At 59.8% G+C, this 21,026-nt stretch carries 22 protein-coding genes and 1 pseudogene; 8 read left to right on the top strand and 15 right to left on the bottom strand.

Annotated elements, in window-relative coordinates; translation table 11 throughout:
• Positions 1-39: 39 nt before the first annotated feature.
• From ACS4NR_RS22025 to ACS4NR_RS22005, 5 genes and pseudogenes are all read right to left on the bottom strand, one after another.
• Positions 40-237 (bottom strand): hypothetical protein, encoded by a 198-nt coding sequence (locus tag ACS4NR_RS22025; RefSeq protein ID WP_095139759.1) that lies wholly within the window; start codon positions 235-237, stop codon positions 40-42.
• The gene (locus ACS4NR_RS22020; RefSeq protein WP_253151915.1) at positions 234-935 is read right to left on the bottom strand and encodes a hypothetical protein; all 702 of its coding nucleotides are present in this window, start codon (positions 933-935) and stop codon (positions 234-236) included. Before ACS4NR_RS22020 ends, ACS4NR_RS22025 begins: the two co-directional genes overlap by 4 nt.
• Complete coding sequence (locus ACS4NR_RS22015) at positions 913-1,542, bottom strand: hypothetical protein (protein WP_095139761.1); 630 nt, start codon at positions 1,540-1,542, stop codon at positions 913-915. The genes ACS4NR_RS22020 and ACS4NR_RS22015 overlap by 23 nt, the downstream gene beginning before the upstream one ends.
• Positions 1,542-2,699: a DUF2515 family protein gene (locus ACS4NR_RS22010; RefSeq protein ID WP_095139762.1), complete on the bottom strand. Its 1,158-nt coding sequence runs from the start codon at positions 2,697-2,699 to the stop codon at positions 1,542-1,544. Before ACS4NR_RS22010 ends, ACS4NR_RS22015 begins: the two co-directional genes overlap by 1 nt.
• A gap of 16 nt (positions 2,700-2,715) precedes the next feature.
• Positions 2,716-3,211, bottom strand: a pseudogene (locus ACS4NR_RS22005) (PAAR domain-containing protein).
• Positions 3,212-3,784: 573 nt separating this feature from the next.
• Between ACS4NR_RS22005 and ACS4NR_RS22000 the strand changes: the two are divergent.
• Positions 3,785-4,135 carry a DUF6124 family protein gene (locus tag ACS4NR_RS22000; RefSeq protein WP_095139764.1) on the top strand — a complete coding sequence of 117 codons (351 nt, stop codon included), beginning with the start codon at positions 3,785-3,787 and terminating at the stop codon, positions 4,133-4,135.
• Positions 4,136-4,268: 133 nt separating this feature from the next.
• Here ACS4NR_RS22000 and ACS4NR_RS21995 read toward each other — a convergent pair whose 3' ends face one another.
• Both ACS4NR_RS21995 and ACS4NR_RS21990 read right to left on the bottom strand, forming a co-directional pair.
• A complete protein-coding gene (locus tag ACS4NR_RS21995) occupies positions 4,269-5,036 on the bottom strand; it encodes a TerC family protein (protein WP_095139765.1) in 768 nt (255 codons plus the stop codon).
• Positions 5,037-5,106: 70 nt separating this feature from the next.
• Entirely contained in the window at positions 5,107-6,414 is a 1,308-nt protein-coding gene (locus ACS4NR_RS21990; RefSeq protein WP_007954069.1) for a CitMHS family transporter, read from the bottom strand.
• A gap of 322 nt (positions 6,415-6,736) precedes the next feature.
• Here ACS4NR_RS21990 and ACS4NR_RS21985 point away from each other — a divergent pair, with 322 nt between their 5' ends.
• Positions 6,737-7,138, top strand: a complete 402-nt coding sequence (locus ACS4NR_RS21985; protein WP_456018337.1) for a GFA family protein — start codon at positions 6,737-6,739, stop codon at positions 7,136-7,138.
• Here ACS4NR_RS21985 and ACS4NR_RS21980 read toward each other — a convergent pair whose 3' ends face one another.
• Complete coding sequence (locus ACS4NR_RS21980) at positions 7,139-7,465, bottom strand: DOPA 4,5-dioxygenase family protein (protein WP_095139767.1); 327 nt, start codon at positions 7,463-7,465, stop codon at positions 7,139-7,141.
• 83 nt (positions 7,466-7,548) lie between these two features.
• Between ACS4NR_RS21980 and ACS4NR_RS21975 the strand changes: the two genes are divergently transcribed.
• Entirely contained in the window at positions 7,549-8,214 is a 666-nt protein-coding gene (locus ACS4NR_RS21975; RefSeq protein WP_456018336.1) for an NAD(P)-dependent oxidoreductase, read from the top strand.
• A gap of 58 nt (positions 8,215-8,272) precedes the next feature.
• Here the strand turns inward: ACS4NR_RS21975 and ACS4NR_RS21970 are convergent, their stop codons facing one another.
• The gene (locus ACS4NR_RS21970) at positions 8,273-9,223 is read right to left on the bottom strand and encodes a choline sulfate utilization transcriptional regulator (RefSeq protein ID WP_456018335.1); all 951 of its coding nucleotides are present in this window, start codon (positions 9,221-9,223) and stop codon (positions 8,273-8,275) included.
• 114 nt (positions 9,224-9,337) lie between these two features.
• On the opposite strand from ACS4NR_RS21970, the gene betC reads away from it, so the two are divergent.
• The 3 genes from betC (at position 9,338) to ACS4NR_RS21955 (ending at position 13,549) form a co-directional block, all read left to right on the top strand.
• Positions 9,338-10,852, top strand: coding sequence for a choline-sulfatase (gene betC / locus ACS4NR_RS21965; protein ID WP_456018334.1), 1,515 nt, complete (start codon positions 9,338-9,340; stop codon positions 10,850-10,852).
• Between the two features lie 15 nt (positions 10,853-10,867).
• A complete protein-coding gene (choX, locus tag ACS4NR_RS21960) occupies positions 10,868-11,788 on the top strand; it encodes a choline ABC transporter substrate-binding protein (protein WP_456018333.1) in 921 nt (306 codons plus the stop codon).
• Between the two features lie 192 nt (positions 11,789-11,980).
• A complete protein-coding gene (locus ACS4NR_RS21955) occupies positions 11,981-13,549 on the top strand; it encodes a SulP family inorganic anion transporter (protein WP_456018332.1) in 1,569 nt (522 codons plus the stop codon).
• A 90-nt stretch (positions 13,550-13,639) separates the two neighbouring features.
• Here ACS4NR_RS21955 and aroE read toward each other — a convergent pair whose 3' ends face one another.
• Both aroE and hemF read right to left on the bottom strand, forming a co-directional pair.
• A complete protein-coding gene (gene aroE / locus ACS4NR_RS21950) occupies positions 13,640-14,461 on the bottom strand; it encodes a shikimate dehydrogenase (protein ID WP_456018331.1) in 822 nt (273 codons plus the stop codon).
• Between the two features lie 9 nt (positions 14,462-14,470).
• Complete coding sequence (gene hemF, locus ACS4NR_RS21945) at positions 14,471-15,385, bottom strand: oxygen-dependent coproporphyrinogen oxidase (RefSeq protein WP_115986455.1); 915 nt, start codon at positions 15,383-15,385, stop codon at positions 14,471-14,473.
• 163 nt (positions 15,386-15,548) lie between these two features.
• Here hemF and ACS4NR_RS21940 point away from each other — a divergent pair, with 163 nt between their 5' ends.
• Positions 15,549-16,526 (top strand): NADPH:quinone reductase, encoded by a 978-nt coding sequence (locus tag ACS4NR_RS21940; protein ID WP_456018330.1) that lies wholly within the window; start codon positions 15,549-15,551, stop codon positions 16,524-16,526.
• A gap of 65 nt (positions 16,527-16,591) precedes the next feature.
• Here the strand turns inward: ACS4NR_RS21940 and ACS4NR_RS21935 are convergent, their stop codons facing one another.
• The 4 genes from ACS4NR_RS21935 to ACS4NR_RS21920 form a co-directional block, all read right to left on the bottom strand.
• Positions 16,592-17,263 carry a hypothetical protein gene (locus ACS4NR_RS21935; protein WP_095139776.1) on the bottom strand — a complete coding sequence of 224 codons (672 nt, stop codon included), beginning with the start codon at positions 17,261-17,263 and terminating at the stop codon, positions 16,592-16,594.
• A 240-nt stretch (positions 17,264-17,503) separates the two neighbouring features.
• On the bottom strand, positions 17,504-18,061 hold the full coding sequence (locus ACS4NR_RS21930; RefSeq protein ID WP_007962683.1) for an L-threonylcarbamoyladenylate synthase: 558 nt from the start codon (positions 18,059-18,061) through the stop codon (positions 17,504-17,506).
• 55 nt (positions 18,062-18,116) lie between these two features.
• Positions 18,117-19,214 (bottom strand): DNA-processing protein DprA, encoded by a 1,098-nt coding sequence (gene dprA / locus ACS4NR_RS21925; RefSeq protein WP_095139777.1) that lies wholly within the window; start codon positions 19,212-19,214, stop codon positions 18,117-18,119.
• An 82-nt stretch (positions 19,215-19,296) separates the two neighbouring features.
• Positions 19,297-20,322 carry a LysM peptidoglycan-binding domain-containing protein gene (locus ACS4NR_RS21920; protein ID WP_456018329.1) on the bottom strand — a complete coding sequence of 342 codons (1,026 nt, stop codon included), beginning with the start codon at positions 20,320-20,322 and terminating at the stop codon, positions 19,297-19,299.
• A gap of 159 nt (positions 20,323-20,481) precedes the next feature.
• Between ACS4NR_RS21920 and def the strand changes: the two genes are divergently transcribed.
• On the top strand, positions 20,482-20,988 hold the full coding sequence (gene def / locus ACS4NR_RS21915; RefSeq protein ID WP_027610272.1) for a peptide deformylase: 507 nt from the start codon (positions 20,482-20,484) through the stop codon (positions 20,986-20,988).
• Positions 20,989-21,026 lie beyond the last annotated feature (38 nt).

The following is a 21,026-nucleotide window of genomic DNA, read 5'->3' as shown; positions in this document are numbered from 1 at the left end:
GACACGCCGCCTTCGCGAGCAAGCCCGCTCCCACAGGGTTTACGGCTTTGCAGGGTCAATCACTGTAGAAACCATTCCAGCGCTCACGTCGATCAAATACTTCGCAGTGGTCAGGTGAGCAAATTTCCAATGAACAAACCCCATAGTCTCGAACAGGGTGGGCGGCAGAGTGAAAGCATGCTCTGGAAAACCCTGCTCCGCGCCGGCATCGACTGCGCCACGTGCAGCAATTCTCATGTTCCGCTTCGATCCCGACCCACGCTGATATCGATCAAATATTTCGCAGTCGCCGGATCTTGCTTGTCACAACTTGCATAGCACTTGATCAACAGCAGCAAGCTGTACTTTCCCGGTACATACAAATCAATGCCAACAGCCTGATCAAAGAGTTTGGTCTTTAGCCGCTCACGTTCTGGACCAGAATCGGCATTGAACCAGTCATTGTGTTCCAAAGGTTCAAGCTTCCACCCTCGTGATTTGAGGTTGCTTTGCGTAGCAACCAACCGTTCCAGAGCCTCTGAAAATGGCAAGGTTTCCGTCATCGGCGATGTCGTCAGTGTCGAAACTTTCTGACTTGCATACGTAACGGCACCGAATACTGTCGAGGGAAGTTTGAAGCCATAAACAGGGTCATCAAACTCAATGATGGTCGGGCTGCTAATCCATGTAGAGCCAGGACGCGCGGGATCCTCAGGATCATTAGGATCACCTGGATAGATAGCCGTTTTATCCTCAACCGGGAATGTTGAGTCCTTGATAACCAGTTCGTAGGGTTTTCCGATATGAACGGATAGGGTCTTGGTACTCCATGCACAGGCCATGACACTTGCCAGCAGAATCGTAGAGCCGCCCAGCGATACCCGATGCTTACCTGCCAAGGTCGCTGATTTGCCCCAAGACGATTTAAAACGGTCAATCACTGAAATGGTCTTCACCAAAACCTACATCAATCAAATATTTGGCCGTTTCGGGATTTCGCTCGTCGCAACGTGCATAGCATTTGATGTGGAGAAACAGGCTGTACTTATGGGGGATCAACAGAATGACACCATCCAATTGATCAAAAAGTTTGGCCTGGAGATGCGTCTTGTCTTCTTGGGTTTCAGTCTTGAGCCAATCATTCCCTTCAACAGCTTCTGGCGACCAACCTGCCTTTTTGAACATCTGCTGCAGCTTACCCAGCAGATTCACTGCTTGATCGAACGGCAACGTCTCCAGCATTGGTGACGTAGAAAGGGTGATTGCTTTGAAGTCAGACCAGCCAATTGCACCAAATTTTGTGATGGGCAGCGTAAACCCGTGTTGTTCGTCATCGAAAGTGATAATTACTGGGCTACTGATCCAAGTCGAACTCGGGTGAGGGGGATCACTAGGATAGATGGCAGTTTTATCTGTTACAGGAAATGATGAGTCGCGCACGACATCGTCATATGTTTTTCCAATGTGGAAGGAAATTTGTTGCGGACCTCTTCCGAAATAGAGTGTTAGCGCGACAGCTCCTAATACGACGACAGCAGCAACGTAAAAACTGCGCTTACGCATCACTTTACCCCCCCGCCAGCTGCAATCTCACGGATGGATTGCTCAAGTTTTGCGCGAGAAGACGGCAGTTTAAGCAGTTCGTTGAATTGAGTAGCAGCGCGCAGAACAAATTCCATTCGCTGATCCTTATCGGCAAGGTTAGCCAGCGGATTGCTGCCAAAAGCGACTTTTCGATTGTCAGGCGCTTTACATTGACTAGCGAGAGTGAGCTGGATCTCTTCGGCAGCCCCCGGCAACAATCCAGTCACAACCGAAATTACGTCCCCCCCATGCGTCCCTCGCATCAACAGGGCAAAGTGGGTTTCGTCGTACATCGCTGGCTGAAGAATGTTGACTTGCTCATGGAGCGCCATTTGTTCAACGCTACCTGAGATGTTTCCTTGATCAATGGCTTTAAAGGTCGCATAAATCTCAGGATTATCAGCGCCAAACTCTACCTTCTTCGCAATCGGCCAAATCACATCTTTCGCGATCTCGCGCCGGCTCTTCAGACACTTCTCCATTTCCTTATACCCCCGCACCATAAAAAACCGGTGCAACGGATAAACGTCCAGAAACAGCGATGTATTACCTAGCGCCAACATCTCATACACATAATCCAGCTGCTGCTGAACCACTGAGCGTGGGTTGTCGCCGAAGGTGATGTCCTCGGTCGGCATCGGGTTTGCCGCTCGGGCTTTCTCAAGTTCATGTTCAACCTCAGGATTGGTTTTGCTGAACTTGAATCCGAAGCCTTCGAACAAGGTTTCCGATGGGGCGGTGCGCAGCTTTTCCAGCGCTGCTTTCTGCGCAGCAATGGCAGTTTGCAGTTTGGTGGCGTGGATCAAGCCACACCCCACCTGCTTCGATGCAAACGCCGCCAGCCCCGCCCACTGAAATCGGTTATCCGCCAGCCACAACTGCGCGTACGCGGCGTTGATTTTGCGGTTGCGTGCCTGAGGGTCGGCGATGAGGACGCCGCCGGGGGCGACCCAGTCTTCGGCTTCTTTCTGGAAGCGCCGCCATAGGCAGTTGCAGGTCAGCAGCGGGACTTCGACGCGGGTTTTCGGATTGGGGCCGGCGGTGCTGGTTTCGCGTTTGCAGGTGGGCAGCTCACAGGTGCTGTCCCAGAGCTTCTTCATGTCCAGGTCGTCTGGAGCGATGCATTGTCCGGTCATGGTTCTTCCTTGAAAGTCAGGCTGTCCAGCGCACGATGGCCAGGTCCGGCTGGCGCGTGGCGACGCTTTGGGTCATGCCTTTTTCGTTGGTCTGGCCTTTGACGATGCGGCCTTCGGCGGTTTCGATTTCGTAGCCTTGTGCGGCGATGGGTTCGCCGTTGCCGGCGCTGACGGCTTTGAATTCGATCAGCGGCTGGCCAACGATCGGCAGCGGCGGAATGAACGGTGCGGGAGTGTGCGAGCTGCCGATGATGACGTCACCGGAGCCACCGATCACAACGCCGCCATGGCTGGCCGTGCTGTCGAGAGTCATGGCGTTTTTGCCGTTGATAAATACCGTCGCGGAAAAGGCGCCATTGAGGGCTTGGCCGCAGGTGCAGGTGTCACCGAGGCGAGCGGCGAAGGCCGTTGAAAAAGACGTCGCCGGAGCCACTGGCAATCGGGTTGGTACCATGGCCGGGAAGCGGGCAGGTGGTCGGGTCCGTGACGCGTGCGGCAGGTTTTCCAGACATGAACACTCCTTGTTTGTCGTTTGAGGCGAGCGGGGAAGCTAACGAGCGAAGCTTGGGGCGTCAACCTTTGAATCCCGTCTCAAAGAGTTGCGATGTGCCACTGTGGGAGCGAGCCTGCTCGCGAATGCGATGGGTCAGGCGGGCTATTTTTTAACTGAGATGACGCCTTCGCGAGCAGGCTCGCTCCCACAGATTTTGGGGCGGATTTGAAAAGGTTAAACGCGGATTGTGCAGGGTGTTTATGCACATGCCGTGTTACGTCCGGAAGGCTACAAAACCTTGCGCCGTTGCCTACGGCTACGCCAGAATCCGCCGGCTTGTGCGCCTTGGGGCCGGTCTCTATCGTTTGCTTGCCACTGCTCATCAGTGGTCGGGATTAGTAGCCCGGGTTGCTAGTGTTGTGCACAAGTACTGTTCAGTCAGGTTTCGCTTTCCTGCACTCGATGGTGGTTGTGCGCAGGGCACCCTCGGGTGCGCCGGTAAAGCTAGCTCCCCGGTCTACTAACCTGCGCACAGCCGCCTCCATTCTTTTAGTAGAGAACGATGGCGGCTTCATTTGAGGAGCTAGTCAATATGTTCAAAGTGACACCCAACCCACCGGACACCGATCCGGCTACCAATACACAAAAAATGAAAGAGGCGGCCGACCGTGCCATCGATTTCTACCTCGACCCCACGCTCAAGAAAGTCTGTGAGCCGGTGCGCAAACCCAGCACGATTTTCCTCATCGACCCCGCCGTCGATAACGAAACCCTTTTGGTACATGCCTGCGAATCCCTGGCGTCGGCGAGCATCATGGCCAGTGATCTGGCCGGGTTCATCGACGGGCCGCAGCGCAATTCCCTGCTCGGCATTCAGCAGGTAATCATGCTCGGCGAACTGGCGGTGAACCGGGTGCTGCATAACCTCGTCCCCCCTGCCTGAATGCAGAAACAACTGTGGGAGCGGGCTTGCTCGCGAAAGCGCTGGGTCAGCCAACATCATCGTTGACTGACACGCCGCCTTCGCGAGCAAGCCCGCTCCCACAAGGGATGTTGCGTGTTGCTGGACTGCCGGGTTACTGCCCCGGCACGTCCTTGCGCAGTTTCACCGGATCCTGCTGCTGTTTCTTCTTGGCCATCGCGCCGCGCAGTTTGATGTTGATCGCTTCCACCGCCAGCGAGAACGCCATGGCGAAGTAGACGTAGCCCTTCGGTACGTGCACGTCGAACGACTCGGCGATCAGTACGGTACCGACCACCAGCAGGAACGACAGCGCCAGCATCTTCAGCGACGGGTGCTTGTCGATGAACTCGCTGATTTTGCCCGAGGCCGCCATCATCACCAGCACGGCGACGACGATTGCCGCGACCATCACCGGCACATGGGAGACCATGCCGACGGCGGTGATTACCGAGTCCAGCGAGAACACGATGTCGATGATCGCGATCTGGATGATGGTGTAGAGGAAGTTGCCGCCCTTGCCCGAAGGCTCGTCGCCTGTTTCGTCTTCGCCTTCGAGCGCGTGGTACATCTCTTGCGAGCTCTTCCACAGCAGGAACAGGCCACCGAAGAACAGGATCAGGTCGCGGCCGGAAATGCCCTGGCCGAACACCACGAACAGGTCGGCGGTGAGGCGCATGACCCAGGTGATCGACAGCAGCAACAGGATCCGCGTGATCATCGCCAGGCCCAGGCCGAAGATCCGCGTGCGCTGCTGCATGTGCTTGGGCATGCGGCTGACCAGGATCGAAATCATGATGATGTTATCGATGCCCAGAACGATTTCCAGGGCGGTCAGGGTTAAGAAGGCAACCCAGATTTCGGGGTTGGTCAGCCAATCCATGTGTATTCCTTTGAGCGAGTGTTAAACCATGACGCCAGCAAGCAGCTGGCGTCATGGTGAGTGAATGCCGTTACAACGTGCTGAACAGCGGGAACGTCCCCAGCAGCAAGGCGGCCACCAGTATGCACAGGCAGACCAGCACTGCCCACTTCAGAGTGAAACGCTGGTGGTCACCGAACTCGATACCGGCCAGCGCCACCAGCAGGTACGTCGACGGTACCAGCGGGCTGAGCAAGTGGACGGGCTGACCGACGATCGAGGCACGGGCCATTTCCACTGCGGTGATGCCGTAATGGCTGGCCGCTTCGGAAAGCACCGGCAACACGCCGTAGTAGAACGCGTCGTTCGACATGAAGAACGTGAACGGCATGCTCACCAGCGCCGTGATCACCGCCAGGTACGGGCCGAGGAAATCCGGAATTACTGCCAGCAGACTTTTCGACATGGCGTCGACCATGCCGGTTCCGGACAGGATACCGGTGAAGATACCCGCAGCGAAAATCAGACTGACCACCGACAGCACGCTGCCGGCGTGGGCCGCAACGCGGTCCTTCTGCATTTGCAGGCATGGGTAGTTGACGATCATCGCGATACTGAACGCCACCATGAACAGCACCGGCAGCGGCAGCAGGCCGGCGATCAGGGTGCACATCAGCGCCAGGGTCAGCAGGCCGTTGAACCAGATCAGCTTCGGACGACGGGCATCGGGGAACTGCGAGACGCTGATTTCACTGTGGTCGATCTCGTCGCCGATCAGGTGCAGCTCGCCCAGACGCGCACGCTCACGTTTGCCGTAGAAGTAGGCAATGATCAGGATCGCCACCACACCGGCGGCCATCGCCGGGATCATCGGCACGAAGATGTCCGACGGGTCGACATGCAGCGCACTGGCGGCACGGGCAGTCGGGCCGCCCCACGGGGTCATGTTCATCACACCGCCGGCGAGGATGATCAGACCGGCCATGATCCGCGGGCTCATGCCGATGCGGCTGTACAGCGGCAGCATGGCGGCCACGCAGATCATGTAAGTGGTCGCGCCGTCACCATCAAGGGAGACGACGAGCGCCAGCACGGCGGTACCGACCGAAACTTTCAGCGGGTCGCCCTTGACCAGTTTGAGGATCTTGCGCACGGCCGGGTCGAACAGGCCGGAGTCGATCATCAGGGCGAAGTACAGAATGGCGAACATCAGCATCACGCCGGTCGGCGCAAGCTTGGTAATGCCTTCGAGCATCATCGGGCCGATCTTCGGCGCGAAGCCGCCGAACAGGGCGAACAGGATCGGGATGATGATCAGGGCGATCAGCGCAGACAGGCGCTTGGTCATGATCAGGAACATGAACGTGATGACCATGGCGAAGCCAAGGAAAGTCAGCATGAGATTACTCCAGGCGTAGCGCGGCTAATTGAGTGAGCGGATCGGAGGGATCAGCGCAGAACGGGAAGCACGAGACGTACGGACGGAGTGACAGCTAGGGGGCGGGCTACAGAGGACATCAGAATCACCATTGTTGTTGTTAATTGGGCCTGACGTGCGAGCGATCACACGCGCTGGCCAACCGGTCTGGTGCCGGTAGTGGCCGCGATCCTAATCGGGCAACCTTTCAGCTACCTTTCGCTGACGAAAGCTTCGGGCGAATCGCCAACCGGTTGTCGGATGCGGCTAGAGTCAACAAATTCTGGGACGGGAGGGCAGGGACATGGAAGAAGTGCACAGTGGTGGCTGCCATTGCGGACATATCCGCTATCAGTTCAGCGGGCCATTGCACGACATTGCCCACTGCCACTGCTCGATCTGCCGCAAGGTCAGCGGCGGGATCGTCACTACGTGGATCACGGTTCCGGCGGCCGGCTTCCGATGGCTGAGCGGCACGCCATCGCGCTACGACTCGTCGAGCAGTTGCGCGCGGTACTTCTGTGCGCAGTGCGGCGCGCAGCTGGCATTGGTGACCCAGCTCAGTCCCGAGAGTATCGATGTGACGATCGCCACGCTGGATCACCCGGAGTTGGCACCAGCCGAGCGGCATATCTGGACCGACAGCCAATTGCCCTGGCTGCACCTCGACGAGCATCTTCCGGGCGAGCCCGAAGAAACCCTTTGATCAGAAAATAGACAGGTCCAGCGGCCGCATCGCGCCCATCCAGATGGCGTGCTCGGTGTGATCGAGCAAGTCATCGCCAGTGTCCGGGTGGAGGAACACCACCAGACCTTTGCGATTGAGCGCCAGCCACGGCAACACCTCACCGATCAGCTCCGGGCCGAAGGCCAACTGGCAGCTCCAGTCCGGATGCGGGCCGACCGGACGTTCATGGACGCGGCCCATCTTCAATGGAAACAACTGCGCGGCCTGCTCACACAACGCGCGCGCCTGGTCGATGGTGTCGGCGTCGAAATAGACGTGGGCGTGGTAACCCTTGATCGCTTGCATCTGAAACCCTCGGAAATCGGTTCGAACCCTCGGCGTTGCCCGTATGTCACACGCCATACAAGGGATAACAAAAAGGATCAGCCATGAAAAATGCCGAAACCCCAACGGTGAAAGTGGTGCTCTATGGTGCCATGGCCAGCCTGGGCGGTGCGTTGATGGCTGAATTGCTGCGTCGCCAGCATGAAGTCATCGCCCTTCTCGACGATTTGACGGCACTCGCGCCGCGACCGGGTTTGCGCACTAAAAGTGGAGATCTGTTCGACGCTGAACGGGTCAACCAGAGCGTAGCCGGCAGTTCCGTGGTGATTTGCCTGCTTGACGCGCCGGGCTTGCCGTTCAACAGCGACCATGTGGAAAGGTCAGTGGTACTCGGGCCGGTGGAACAGGTTTTGGCGGTCGATGCATTGATCGACGGCCTGCAAATGGCCAAAGTCTCGCGGCTGTTTCTGGTGGGGGATTTTGCCGTGCTCGACGAGCCGGATCTGGGCGATCCACTGCAACGCCACGCCGCCGAAGAAATCCGCGAAGCCCTGCAAAGCAGCCCGCTGCACTGGACGCTGGTCAACGCGCCCCGCGGTGTGGCGGGGCTGACGATTGAGCATTTCAGTCAGGTGGGCGGCAATCTTGAGCCAGGGCTGGCTGAGCCGCTGGAACGGCTGAACCGGGTCGCGGTGGGGATTGCCGATGAGCTGCGGTTGAATCTGCATGTGGGGCAGCATGTGAATTTTGTGGCGACGTCAGATACGTAAAAAGATCGCAGCCTGCGGCAGCTCCTGCATTTGTAACGCGGCTGCGATCTTTTGCTCTTCAAACCGCAATCGAAGGCAGCGCCATTCCCGTCAGGGATTCGGCGCTACTCGCCTGCTCGGCCATCAACCAGTCGACAAACTGCTGAATCAATGCGCCTCGGCGTTTGCGTTGCGGCAGCACCACGTAATAACCCAAGCGCGACAACGTGGTCTCGGCGATCGGCCGACACAGCAAGCCTTGGCTCAGCAAGTTATCCACAAGGTGGCGCCAGCCGATGGCAACACCCTGGCCGCCAATCGCCGCTTGAATCAACAGGGTGTAATTGTCGAAACGCAATTGTCCCGGCGCTGGCGGGGTGCTGATGCCCAATTCGCGAAACAGCCCGCTCCAGTCAAACCAGTTGCTGCTGTTTTCCCCGCGCAAGTGCAGCAGTGGCAGCTCCAGCAACGCCTGGGTGGGCAAGGGCAGGGGCCGCTCCTTGAGCAATTGCGGACTGCACACCGGAAACACTTCCTCGCTGAAGAGCCAATGGCTTTCGCCCTGTTTAAAGCGCCCGTCGCCGAACAAAATCGCTACATCGATATCGGTGCGCAGCATGTTGTGGCTGCGCTCGCTGGTGACCAGGCTGACATCGACGTTCGGGTTGGCTTCGTGGAAGCGATGAAGGCGTGGCATCAGCCAGTACGCAGCGAAGGCGAAATCGGTAGCGACCTGCAACACCTCGTGTTGTTGCTGCGTACTGATCGCACTCAATCCTGCGTCGATATTCTGTAATCCGAGCTGAACCTGCTCAAACAGGATTGTCCCGCCCTCGGTCAGTTCGATGCCACGGTAGATCCGGTCAAACAGCCGCGCGCCCAGTTGTTCTTCCAGCCGCTTGATCTGCTGGCTGATCGCCGGCTGCGTGGTGCCCAGCTCCACCGCCGCAGCGGTAAAGCTGCGATGACGCGCCGCTGCTTCGAAGGCGCGCAACAGGTCGAGAGACAGATTGCCGAGGGCTTCATACATAAGCTGTGCTTATCCTAGTCATTGTCCGGCGCGGGCTTTACCGGACAGAGCATGGACTCCATGCTCGATCGCAGCAATGTCGCATAAATATTCACTATGGAATGCCGCGATCACATGAAGCGCAAGAACATTCTTTTCATCATGGCCGATCAAATGGCTGCGCCAATGTTGCCGATCTACGAGCCGTCGCCGATCAAACTGCCGAATCTTTCGCGCCTCGCCGCTCAGGGCGTGGTTTTCGATGCCGCTTACTGCAACAGTCCGCTGTGCGCGCCGTCGCGCTTCACCCTGGTCAGTGGCCAACTGCCGAGCAAGATCGGCGCCTACGACAACGCCGCCGATTTCCCCGCCGACATTCCGACCTACGCCCACTACCTGCGCCGCCTCGGCTACCGCACCGCGCTGTCGGGCAAGATGCATTTCTGCGGCCCGGATCAATTGCACGGCTACGAAGAGCGCCTGACCAGCGACATCTACCCGGCCGACTACGGCTGGGCGGTGAATTGGGACGAGCCGGACGTGCGCCCGAGCTGGTATCACAACATGTCGTCGGTGCTGCAGGCCGGGCCATGCGTGCGCACCAACCAGCTCGACTTCGATGAAGAGGTGGTGTTCAAGGCCCAGCAATACCTGTTCGACCATATTCGCGAGGACGGCGACCAGCCGTTCTGCCTGACCGTGTCGATGACGCACCCACACGACCCGTACACAATTCCCAAGGCATTTTGGGATTTGTACGACGATAGCGACATCCCGTTACCGACAACCCCCGAACAACACTCCCTCGATCCGCACTCACAACGCCTGCTCAAGGTCTACGACCTGTGGGACAAGCCGCTGCCTGTGGATAAGATCCGCGATGCACGCCGGGCCTACTTCGGCGCGTGCAGCTATATCGACGACAACGTCGGCAAACTTCTGAAAACCCTCGAAGAAACCGGATTGATCGATGACACCGTCATTGTGTTCTCCGGCGATCACGGCGACATGCTTGGCGAGAAGGGTCTCTGGTACAAAATGCACTGGTTCGAGATGTCCGCACGGGTGCCGCTGCTGATCAGTGCGCCGGGACAATTCACTGCCGGCCGGGTCAGCGCCGCGGTGTCCACCGCCGACCTGTTGCCGACCTTCGTCGAACTGGCCGGCGGCACCCTGGAACCGGGTCTGCCGCTAGATGGCCGCTCGCTGCTGGCGCACCTGCAAGGGCAGGGCGGGCATGACGAAGTGTTCGGCGAATACATGGCCGAAGGCACGGTCAGCCCGTTGATGATGATCCGGCGCGGCGCGTACAAATTTATCTACAGTGAAAGCGACCCGTGCCTACTCTTCGATGTGCACAACGATCCGCGTGAACTCGAAGAACTCAGCCAGTCGCCGCAACATCGCCAGTTGTTCGACGATTTTCTCGCCGAAGCGCGCGCCAAATGGGACATCCCGGCGATTCACCGCGAAGTGCTCGCCAGCCAGCGCCGCCGTCGTTTTGTTGCCGATGCTCTGACCATCGGCAAGCTGAAGAGCTGGGATCACCAGCCGCTGGTGGACGCCAGTCAGCAGTACATGCGCAACCACATCGACCTCGACGATCTGGAGCGCAAGGCCCGTTATCCACAACCCTGCCAAAACCAATAATGTAAGGGGAAGTCCATGCGCAAGTTATCCACAGCACTGACGATTGGCCTGCTGGCTCTGCGCAGCGCCTCGGCATTCGCCGAGCAAAGCTGCGAAACGGTGAAAATGGCCGACCCGGGCTGGAGCGACATCGCCGCGACCAACGCCATCACCGGGTTTCTGCTGGATGGCATGGGCTACAAGGCCAAGGTTGACACCCTCGCGGTGCCGATCACTTTCGGCGGTTTAAAGGATGGTCAGGTGGATGTCTTTCTCGGCAACTGGATGCCGGCGCAGCAGGGCTTCTACGACAAGTTCGTCGCCACCGGTGACGTCACGCAATTGGCGAAGAACCTCGACGGCACCGAGTTCACCCTGGCGGTGCCGGATTATGTGTGGGACGCCGGTGTGCATAACTTTGCCGACCTGAACAAATACGCCGACAAATTCGAGAAGAAAATCTACGGCATCGGTTCCGGCGCACCCGCGAACATCTCGCTGCAGGAAATCATCAAGAAAAACGACTTCGACCTTGGCCAGTGGAAGCTGATCGAATCCAGCGAACAGGCGATGCTCGCCGAAGTCTCGCGGGCAGTGAAGAAGCAGAAGTTCGTCACCTTCCTCGGCTGGACTCCGCACCCGATGAACGTGCAGTTGAAGATGCATTACCTCAAGGGCGGCGAGAAGTATTTCGGCGACACTGGCAGCGTCTACACCCTGACGCGCAAAGGCTACGCCGAGGCCTGCCCGAATGTGGGCAAGTTGCTGACCAACCTGACGTTCACTCAGGAAATGGAGAACAGCATCATGGCTGAGGTGGTGAACAAGAAAGTCAGCAATGCCGATGCGGTGAAGGCATGGATCAAGGCCAATCCGGCGGTGCTGGACAAGTGGCTGGAGGGGGTGAAGACCGTGGATGGCAAGGATGCGTTGCCTGCGGTGAAGGCCAAACTCTAACGCATTCTTGTGGCGAGGGAGCTCGCTCCCGCTGGAGTGCGCAGCGCTCCCAATCGGACTGACTGGGTTTTCGCAGACAAACCGAGTGGTCTGGTTTTCGACTGCTTCGCAGTCGAGCGGGAGCAAGCTCCCTCGCCACAGTGATTGGCGCGTCCTGATAACCTTGCATAAACCCACACACCGCGAGGACCCATGGCCCTGCCCAGCCGCCGCTCACTCTTTCCCTTCCTGACCTGGCTGCCCCGGCAAACCCGCGCCAGCGTCGGCCGGGATCTGATCGTCGGCCTCAGCGGTGCGATTCTCGCGTTACCCCAGTCGATTGCCTACGCTCTGATCGCCGGTCTCCCACCTGAATACGGCCTCTATGCCGCAATCATCCCGGTGCTGATCGCCTGCCTGTGGGGTTCGTCGTGGCACCTTATCTGCGGCCCGACTGCAGCGATTTCGATTGTGCTGTATGCCAGCGTCAGTCCCTTGGCCGTGCCGGCGTCGCAGGACTACATCACGCTGATCCTGCTGTTGAGCTTTCTGGCCGGGATTTTCCAGTGGCTGCTCGGCCTGCTGCGCTTCGGCGCACTGGTGAATTTCGTCTCGCATTCCGTGGTGCTTGGCTTCACCCTCGGCGCGGCGGTGGTGATCGCCATCGGCCAGTTGCCGAATTTGCTGGGGCTGGATCTGCCGGCGAAAGCCACGGCACTGGCCAGTCTGATGGACCTGCTGCAGCACCTGCGGGCTGTGGATAAACCTTCACTGGTATTGGGTGTGGCCACGGTGCTGGTCGGTTTCGTGCTCAGACAACTGCTGCCGCGCTGGCCGACCCTGTTGATAACTCTGGTGCTGGGCAGCGCGGTGGTGTGGTTATGGCCGTCGATGTTCGGCCATGTGCATCTGGTCAGCGCCTTTGTCGGGCGTTTGCCGCCGTTCAGTGCGCTGCCGCTGGATCTGGATCTGATTCTGCGTTTGCTGCCGAGCGCCGTGGCGGTGGGCATGCTCGGGCTGGTGACGAGTCTGTCGATTGCCCGTTCGATTGCTGCACGTTCGCAGCAGTTGCTCGACGCCAATCAGGAAGTCCGCGCACAGGGTTTGTCGAACATCGTCGGGGCGTTCTTTTCCGGCTCGCTTTCCGCCGGTTCGTTCACCCGCTCAGGCCTGAGTTACGAGGCGGGTGCCTGTTCGCCGCTGGCCGGGGTGTTTTCGGCGATCTGGGTCGCGCTGTTCGCGATTTTTGGCGCCGGGCTGATTTCACACATTCCGATTCCGGCGATGGCCGGGAGCATTCTGCTGATCGCCTGGGGGCTGGTGGATCATCGCGGGATTCGTTCGTTGCTGCGGGTCAGCCGTGCCGAGTTCGTGGTCATGGCGCTGACCTGCCTCGCCACGCTGCTGCTGGAGTTGCAGACGGCGATTTATGCCGGGGTGCTGGCCTCGCTGTTCTTCTACCTCAAACGCACTTCGCAACCGCGGGTGCAGCATTCGCGCGAAGGTGAGGAGGACGTGCTGCGGGTCGGCGGCTCGATCTTCTTCGGCGCCAGCCATTACCTGCAAGTGCGCCTGCAACGGCTGCACGGTACGCGGGTGGTGATCGAGGCGCAGCAGATCAACTTCATCGATTATTCGGGGGTGGAGATGCTGCATCAGGAAGCGCGGCGCCTGCTGCGTCAGGATCGCAGCCTGACCCTGCGCCGGGCGCGGCCGCAGGTGGTCGAGGAGTTGCGGAAGCTGGAAGGGCCGGAAAAGTGTCCGATCCGGTTTGAGGATTGATCCAGGATCGGCGGTGCGGCCATTCGCGAGCAAGCCCGCTCCCACATTTGATCGCATTCCAATGTGGGAGCGGGCTTGCTCGCGAAGCTTTTAAAGGGCCAACTGCCGTCGTAGTTCGGCGAGCACCGGCGCCGTATCCGGACGCACCCCGCGCCACAGGTAAAACGCCTCGGCCGCCTGTTCAGCCAGCATCCCCAGACCATCCATCGACACTGCCGCGCCATGCTCGCTGGCCCAACGGCAGAACGCAGTCGGTTCCTTGCCGTACATCATGTCGTAGCACAGAGTCTGGCCCGGCTCGATCAGGCTCGCGGCAATCGGTGGCACGTCGCCGGTGAGGCTGGCGGAGGTGGCGTTGATGATCACGTCCACCGGCTCCTGCAACCAGTCGAAACCACTGGCCGACACCGGCCCCAGATCACAGAACAGCTCGGCCAGCAGCTCGGCCTTGTCCACCGTGCGGTTGGCGATGATCACCGATGCCGGTTTTTCCGCCAGCAACGGCTCCAGCGCGCCACGCACCGCACCGCCAGCACCGAGCAACAGGATGCGTTTACCGGTCAGGCTGAACCCGGCATTCACCGTCAGGTCGCGCACCAGTCCGGCGCCGTCGGTGTTGTCACCCAGCAGCGAACCGTCAGCCAGTTTGCTCAAGGTGTTCACCGCACCAGCGCGTTGCGCGCGAGCGGTCAGGCTGTTCGCCAAGCGAAAGGCTTCTTCCTTGAACGGCACAGTGACGTTGGCGCCGCGACCGTCCTGGAAGAACGCCATGGCGCAGGCGCTGAAGTCGTCAAGCGGCGCCAGCAGGGTGCTGTAGTCGAGGCGCTGACCGGTCTGCTCGGCGAACAGTTTATGAATCATCGGCGACTTGCTGTGGCCGATCGGGTTACCGAAAACGACGTAACGATCCATCAGCAGTCCTCAGGCCTGGGCCAGCCAGTCACGGTCTTGCAGGAAGTAGTCGGTCAGGCGCGCTTCTTCGCTGCCGGGCTCGGCCTTGAAGTCATAGGCCCAGCGCACTTGCGGCGGCAACGACATGAGGATCGACTCGGTACGCCCGCCCGATTGCAGGCCGAACAAGGTGCCACGGTCGTAAACCAGGTTGAACTCGACGTAGCGGCCACGGCGGAATTCCTGGAATTCACGCTGTTTGGCGGTGAACGCCTCGTGTTTGCGGCGCTGCACGATCGGCAGGTAAGCGTCGATGTAGGCATCACCGATGGCGCGCATAAAGGCGAAACTGGTGTCGAAGTCCCACTCGTTCAGGTCATCGAAAAACAGGCCACCGATGCCACGCGGTTCGTGGCGATGCTTGATGTGGAAGTAGGTGTCGCACCAGGCCTTGTAACGCGGATAGACGTCCGGCCCGAACGGCGCGCAGGCCTGCTCGGCGACGCGGTGCCAGTGGATGCAGTCTTCTTCGTTGCCGTAATACGGGGTCAGGTCGAAGCCGCCGCCGAACCACCAGACCGGTTCTTCACCTTCCTTCTCGGCGATGAAAAAGCGCACGTTGGCGTGGGACGTCGGCACATGCGGGTTGTGCGGATGGATCACCAGCGACACGCCGAGGGCTTCGAAACCGCGACCGGCCAGCTCCGGACGATGGGCGCTGGCCGACGGCGGCAGACCACTGCCGAACACGTGGGAGAAATTGACGCCGCCCTTTTCGATCACCGTACCGTTTTCGATCACGCGGGTACGACCGCCACCACCGGCAGGCCGGGTCCAGGCGTCTTCGACGAAGCGCGTGCCGCCGTCCTCGGTTTCCAGCGCGGCGCAGATGCGGTCTTGCAGGTCGAGCAGATAGGCCTTTACGGCGTCGGTGCGGGTCGTCATGGCTTCACCTTGAATCGGGCATAACTACGCGGGCGCCCCGCAGGCAGGGGGCGGCGCAAATGGGCGCGTAGCATAACACCGCAAACCTGCGCGCCGCAGTTGACGAAGATCAAGCAGGGGAGTTGGATAGGGGGCTTACAAACGACCCAAGGAGAGCAGGCAGATGGCAAAGCGTATCCAGTTCCGCGCCCACGGCGGTCCCGAAGTGCTCGAGTTTGTTGACTATGAACCCGCCGCGCCCGGCCCGAATCAAGTACGGGTGACGAACAAGGCGATCGGCCTGAACTTCATCGACACCTATTTCCGCAGCGGTCTGTATGCCCCGCCAGCCTTGCCGTCCGGCCTCGGCGCGGAAGGCGCCGGCATCGTCGATGCGGTGGGCAGCGACGTCACCCGGTTCAAGGTCGGTGATCGCGTGGCATATGGCAGCGGCCCGCTGGGTGCCTACAGCCAGTTGCACACCCTGCCCGAAGCCAATCTGGTGAAGCTGCCGGACGAAATCAGCTTCGAGACCGCTGCCGGGGTCATGCTCAAGGGCCTCACCGTGCAGTACCTGCTGCGCCAGACCTATGAACTCAAGGGCGGCGAAACCATTCTGTTCCACGCCGCTGCCGGGGGTGTCGGTTCGCTGGCCTGTCAATGGGCCAAGGCACTGGGCGTGAAGCTGATCGGCACGGTCAGCTCGAAGGAAAAAGCCGAACTGGCCAAAGCCAACGGCGCCTGGGCAACCATCGATTACAGCCACGAAAACGTGGCACAGCGGGTGCTGGAGCTGACTGACGGCAAGAAAGTCCCGGTGGTCTATGACGGCGTCGGCAAGGACACCTGGCTGACCTCGCTCGACAGCGTCTCGCCGCGTGGTCTGGTGGTTAGTTTCGGCAACGCCTCCGGTGCGGTGGACGGGGTGAATCTGGGGATTCTTTCGGCCAAGGGCTCGCTGTACGTGACCCGCCCGACCCTGGCCACCTACGCCAACAACGCCGAGAACCTGCAGCGCATGGCCGACGAGCTGTTCGAGATGATCATCAGTGGCAAGCTCAAGGTCGACATCAGCCAGCGCTATCCACTGGCTGAAGCGGCGAAAGCGCAGACCGAACTGTCGGCACGACGCACCACCGGCTCGACCATCCTGTTGCCCTGACCAACCTTCGACGTCTTGCCAGTCAGGGTTGCAAACCCACGGCTGGCAAGTCGGTTCTAACGCGCTCAGCACCTCGGCAGATGACACTCCAGCGGTTTTTGCACCACGTGGCCAACTGCCGGATCAGGCTGTTGGACCGCCGCGAGAATTTGCCGCCACTCGGCTGACAACACCCAGTAATCGCCGCGTGCGCGCTGGTCGATATGCAGGGCATTGGAAGCGATCGGCATCAGGCCGAAGCGCTGGTAGAAGCGCAGCTGTTGCGATCTGCACAACGCGGTTACCCCGTTATAACCGCGTTTAATGGCCCACTCGGTAGCGGCCGCCAGCAGACCGTTGACCGCGATGGGCAACTGATTGGGCGTGTACGAGATCAAGCGACTGAATTCGACATGGCGCGACAGCGCCACCGTGGGTGAAACATGTTGCTGCGCCAGCGATACCCACTCGAACGGTGCCGGAGTCGCTCTCAATACCGCCAACAGTTGATCGTGTCGATACAGCAGAAAATGGGTACTGCGCGACTTTATCGCCAGTCTGGTTTCGAGCATCCGCGCCCGTGAAGTCAGCATGTAATGCTGCAACCGAAGCCGAAATTGCCGATCGATAAACCGGTCGAACTCCTGAGTATCCGCCCCTGCCTCAAGCATCACGATGCGACAACCCTCATGGTGACTCTTCAACGTCACCTGAAGCGCCTGCAGGTAATCCGTGAGTTGCAAATTGGTAGTGTCCATTCTTTCTCCGCAGACCTTAACTTATCGAAGTGTTTCGAGTGCAGAGAAAGGATGGTTGCTTTTGCCGATTCCGCCACGCCAGAAAGTCTGATAATCAGGTGGGAAAAGTCAATGAATCCGGGTAGTTGGCGACTTTTCCGACGCTGAGACTGGCGTCATTGCAGGATAAATCGCAGGCAGACGTAGTCCTCCTCCCCATCAAGGCGAGGAAGACCCACGTTAAAGGTTTTCGAAAGCGGATCAGTCGGGGCGAATGACCTTGCCGGTTGCCAGATCGCGGATCACGCTGGGGTTCTTGCGCCCACCCAGTTGCCCGCCAAGGATCAGGTCGATCTGCCCACGGAAATACTGCTCGACGCGCAACCGCGTGCGCGCCGCCGGACGCCCCTGCGGGTTGGCCGAGGTGGAAATCAGCGGCCCGACCATCGAGCACAGATCCCGCACCTGCGGGTGATCGCTGACCCGCAGCGCCACCGTGTCATGCACGCCCGTCACCCATTCCGGCAACAGGTTCTGATGCGGCACCAGCCAGGTGTTCGGCCCCGGCCAGGTGCTGGCCATGCGGTCGATCCACTCTTGCGGGAAGTCTTCGAACAGAAAATCGAACTGGCGGATATTGTCGGCGACCAGGATCAGCCCCTTGTCCACCGAACGGTTTTTGATCGCCAGCAGACGATCCACTGCCTCTTCGTTCCACGGGTCGCAACCCAGCCCCCAGACGGCTTCGGTTGGATAGGCAATCACCGCCCCGGCGCGAATCTCTCGTGCGGCTTGTTGCACACGCCAACTGTTGACCATGAAAAAACTCTCCGCAAACAGGTTTTGCGCAGTTTACCGATCTTCCCTGTAAAACCTAGCGTGTCCTCGCCAGCCAGCGACCGTTTTCGCACACGGCCGAGCCATCCATTTCCAGCTCGGTGAGCGCCGCGAGGACTTTGGGCAGCGCCCAGCCGCTGCTGTCGGCCAACGCTTCACTGGTGTGCGGCGCGGCATGCAGCAGGTTCAACAGCGGATGATCGCTGCGCGGCGTGTCTGTGGATAACGGCAGATGCTGCCAGCCGCGCAAGGCTTCGAGGATGTGCTCGATGGTTTCCACCAACACCGCACCGTCGCGGATCAACTGATGGCAGCCGCGTGCGCCGGGGTGATGGATCGAGCCGGGAATCGCATACACCTCGCGGCCCTGTTCCGCCGCCAGCCGAGCGGTGATCAGTGAACCGCTGGCGACACTCGCCTCGACCACCAGCACACCGAGAGACAAACCGCTGATGATCCGGTTGCGCCTGGGGAAGTTGCTCGCCGTCGGGCCGGCGTCCAGTGGAAACTCCGAAAGCACGGCGCTGCCCGAGGCAATCATCGCGTCGGCGAGTCGGCGATTGCGCTGTGGATAAAACTTTTCCAGGCCGGTGCCGAGTACGCCGACGGTTTGCCCGCCGACGTCCAGAGCCGCTTGATGGGCAGCCGCATCGATACCCAGCGCCAGCCCACTGGTGATCACGAAACCGGCCCCGGCGAGGCTACGGGAAAACGCTGCGGCGGTGTCCATTCCCGGACGTGAAGCACTGCGACTGCCGACCATCGCCAGTTGCGGCTTTTCCAGAATCAGCGGATCGCCAGCGACGAATAACAGCGGTGGCGGGTCAGGGATTTGCGCCAGCAGTGCCGGATAATCCGCCTGGTCCAACATCAATAAATGCTGGCCGGGCCGCTCTAGCCAGCGCAATGCATGGCTGGCGCCATCGCGTACTTCGGGGCTGCGCCGAGCCTCGGCCGACGCCGCCGGCAAACCCAGCGCACGCCAGGCACTGGCCGGTGCGCTGATGGCTTTTGACGCCGAGCCGAAGGCTTCAAGCAGTTTGGCAAAACGTTTTGGGCCGATTTCCGGCAAGCGGTGCAGGCGCAAACGCGCTTCCAGTTCCGCAGGGGAAACCGGCGTATGGGCAGACAGCATGGTGGATCATCCTTGATCGTTATAAGCCCCGAACCATTCGGAACAAGCTGTGGATAACTCTGTTGGTAACTTGTTAAGCGTGCTAAGGATTTCGCACCTTGTCGAGCACCGCCAGCGAGCGCGATGCGTTGAGTACCAGGCCGTAACTGAGCTTGTCGTAGGTGCGGAACACCATCAGCAGACCGGCCCGTTCATCGGGGATTTTCAGCGGCTGGCCGGTGACCCGATCGCGCACGGTTTCCCCGGTTTTCATCACCACCAGCACATTGCCTTCGGCCAGACCGTCGCGCTTGCCCTTGTTCAGGGTGACCACATCCATCACGCCGATCTGCGTGACGCCGCGCGGCACGTCGATGATCAGGCCGTTGATGTCGGTGCTCGGGGCGCTGGGAATGAAGGTAGAATTGATCGAGCGTTCTTCGCCGCTGAACAGGCGATCGCCCAGACGTACTTCCTGGGTGGTGCGTTGCAGGGCGAGGGTGGCGACGTCGCCTTCGGTGGCGACGATTTCACCGCCACCGATGTCGTCGGCGTTGATCCCGAGAAACTCCTTGGTCTGCGGGTCGGTGTAGACCTTGCCCTGGCGGAAGATGCCGTACACCGGTTGATTCGGATCGAAGTGGCCCCGGGCGAAGATCCGGTCGCCGGTGCCGCTCAACACGCGCTCGGCGTCGCCGGCGACGATGTACGGCGCCTTGTCGAAGTCCTCGACCTTGTCGACGATGCGGTTGCTCAGCAGAAAGCTGTTGATCGATTTCAGCGGAATGCTCGGAATCGCCTCGGCCACCGGACTGGTGCGGATGCGCGGCGACAGCTTGATCGTGCCCCGTGACTCGCCGCGATTGAGGGTCAGTTGCGGCTGGCCGTTGACGTAACTGAGCGTCAGCGTGTCGCCCGGGTAGATCAGATTGGGGTTTTCGATTTGCGGATTGGCCCGCCACAGCTGTGGCCATTGCCAGGGCTCGCGCAGGTATTTGCCGGAAATGTCCCAGAGGGTGTCTCCCGAAACCACCGTGTATTGCTGTGGAAAACCATCCCTGAGTTGCACTTGCCCTTGTGCTGCCGCGGCCGAAGCCAGAAGCAGCAGGGCGAGTAGTGTTTTCCTCATGCAGCGAATCCCTTTATCATGTGTGTTCGCGTGAACCGTCAGAGCCCCCGTGGCTCGCTACTGCAAATTGCATTAGCTACGCTTCACAACGGTAGCCTGCATCTTCGGACCTGCCAGGCCATCGACCCGACTTTACTCAATACGTGCAGCAATCAGCCTATGGCCATTTTAAACATCCTCGAATTTCCGGACCCGCGTCTGCGTACTATCGCCAAGCCTGTGGCAGTAGTGGACGACGAAGTGCGTCAGTTGGTCGATGACATGTTTGAAACAATGTATGAAGCGCCGGGCATCGGCCTCGCCGCGACCCAGGTCAACGTGCACAAACGTATCGTCGTGATGGACCTTTCCGAAGACCGCACCGAACCCCGGGTGTTCATCAACCCCGAGTTCGAATCGCTGACCGACGAGATGGATCAGTACCAGGAAGGCTGCCTCTCGGTGCCGGGTTTCTACGAAAACGTCGACCGCCCGCAGAAGGTCAAAATCAAGGCGCTGGACCGCGACGGCCAGCCTTACGAACTGATCGCCGAAGGCCTGCTCGCGGTGTGCATCCAGCACGAATGCGACCACCTCAACGGCAAGTTGTTCGTCGATTACCTGTCCACGCTCAAACGCGACCGGATCAAGAAGAAACTGGAAAAGCTGCATCGCCAGAACGCTTGATGCCCTCCTTCAAAGGCTTGCTGCGGCAAGCCTTTTTC

It is taken from the genome of Pseudomonas sp. JQ36 (assembly GCF_053851495.1).
This window is presented reverse-complemented; position numbering and strand designations above follow the sequence as displayed.

What these genes read in the sequence shown, in the direction of transcription:
- ACS4NR_RS21990 (WP_007954069.1), bottom strand. Translation starts at nt 6,414, where the DNA reads ATGCTGACTTTCCTTGGCTTCGCCATGGTCATCACGTTCATGTTCCTG.
- ACS4NR_RS21980 (WP_095139767.1), bottom strand. Translation starts at nt 7,465, where the DNA reads ATGCAAGCGATCAAGGGTTACCACGCCCACGTCTATTTCGACGCCGAC.
- hemF (WP_115986455.1), bottom strand. Translation starts at nt 15,385, where the DNA reads ATGACGACCCGCACCGACGCCGTAAAGGCCTATCTGCTCGACCTGCAA.
- choX (WP_456018333.1), top strand. Translation starts at nt 10,868, where the DNA reads ATGCGCAAGTTATCCACAGCACTGACGATTGGCCTGCTGGCTCTGCGC.
- ACS4NR_RS21940 (WP_456018330.1), top strand. Translation starts at nt 15,549, where the DNA reads ATGGCAAAGCGTATCCAGTTCCGCGCCCACGGCGGTCCCGAAGTGCTC.
- ACS4NR_RS22015 (WP_095139761.1), bottom strand. Translation starts at nt 1,542, where the DNA reads ATGCGTAAGCGCAGTTTTTACGTTGCTGCTGTCGTCGTATTAGGAGCT.
- ACS4NR_RS21930 (WP_007962683.1), bottom strand. Translation starts at nt 18,061, where the DNA reads ATGGTCAACAGTTGGCGTGTGCAACAAGCCGCACGAGAGATTCGCGCC.
- ACS4NR_RS21985 (WP_456018337.1), top strand. Translation starts at nt 6,737, where the DNA reads ATGGAAGAAGTGCACAGTGGTGGCTGCCATTGCGGACATATCCGCTAT.
- ACS4NR_RS21975 (WP_456018336.1), top strand. Translation starts at nt 7,549, where the DNA reads ATGAAAAATGCCGAAACCCCAACGGTGAAAGTGGTGCTCTATGGTGCC.
- ACS4NR_RS21955 (WP_456018332.1), top strand. Translation starts at nt 11,981, where the DNA reads ATGGCCCTGCCCAGCCGCCGCTCACTCTTTCCCTTCCTGACCTGGCTG.
- ACS4NR_RS22025 (WP_095139759.1), bottom strand. Translation starts at nt 237, where the DNA reads ATGAGAATTGCTGCACGTGGCGCAGTCGATGCCGGCGCGGAGCAGGGT.
- ACS4NR_RS21920 (WP_456018329.1), bottom strand. Translation starts at nt 20,322, where the DNA reads ATGAGGAAAACACTACTCGCCCTGCTGCTTCTGGCTTCGGCCGCGGCA.
- aroE (WP_456018331.1), bottom strand. Translation starts at nt 14,461, where the DNA reads ATGGATCGTTACGTCGTTTTCGGTAACCCGATCGGCCACAGCAAGTCG.
- ACS4NR_RS22010 (WP_095139762.1), bottom strand. Translation starts at nt 2,699, where the DNA reads ATGACCGGACAATGCATCGCTCCAGACGACCTGGACATGAAGAAGCTC.
- betC (WP_456018334.1), top strand. Translation starts at nt 9,338, where the DNA reads ATGAAGCGCAAGAACATTCTTTTCATCATGGCCGATCAAATGGCTGCG.
- ACS4NR_RS21970 (WP_456018335.1), bottom strand. Translation starts at nt 9,223, where the DNA reads ATGTATGAAGCCCTCGGCAATCTGTCTCTCGACCTGTTGCGCGCCTTC.
- ACS4NR_RS21995 (WP_095139765.1), bottom strand. Translation starts at nt 5,036, where the DNA reads ATGGATTGGCTGACCAACCCCGAAATCTGGGTTGCCTTCTTAACCCTG.
- def (WP_027610272.1), top strand. Translation starts at nt 20,482, where the DNA reads ATGGCCATTTTAAACATCCTCGAATTTCCGGACCCGCGTCTGCGTACT.
- ACS4NR_RS21935 (WP_095139776.1), bottom strand. Translation starts at nt 17,263, where the DNA reads ATGGACACTACCAATTTGCAACTCACGGATTACCTGCAGGCGCTTCAG.
- ACS4NR_RS22000 (WP_095139764.1), top strand. Translation starts at nt 3,785, where the DNA reads ATGTTCAAAGTGACACCCAACCCACCGGACACCGATCCGGCTACCAAT.
- dprA (WP_095139777.1), bottom strand. Translation starts at nt 19,214, where the DNA reads ATGCTGTCTGCCCATACGCCGGTTTCCCCTGCGGAACTGGAAGCGCGT.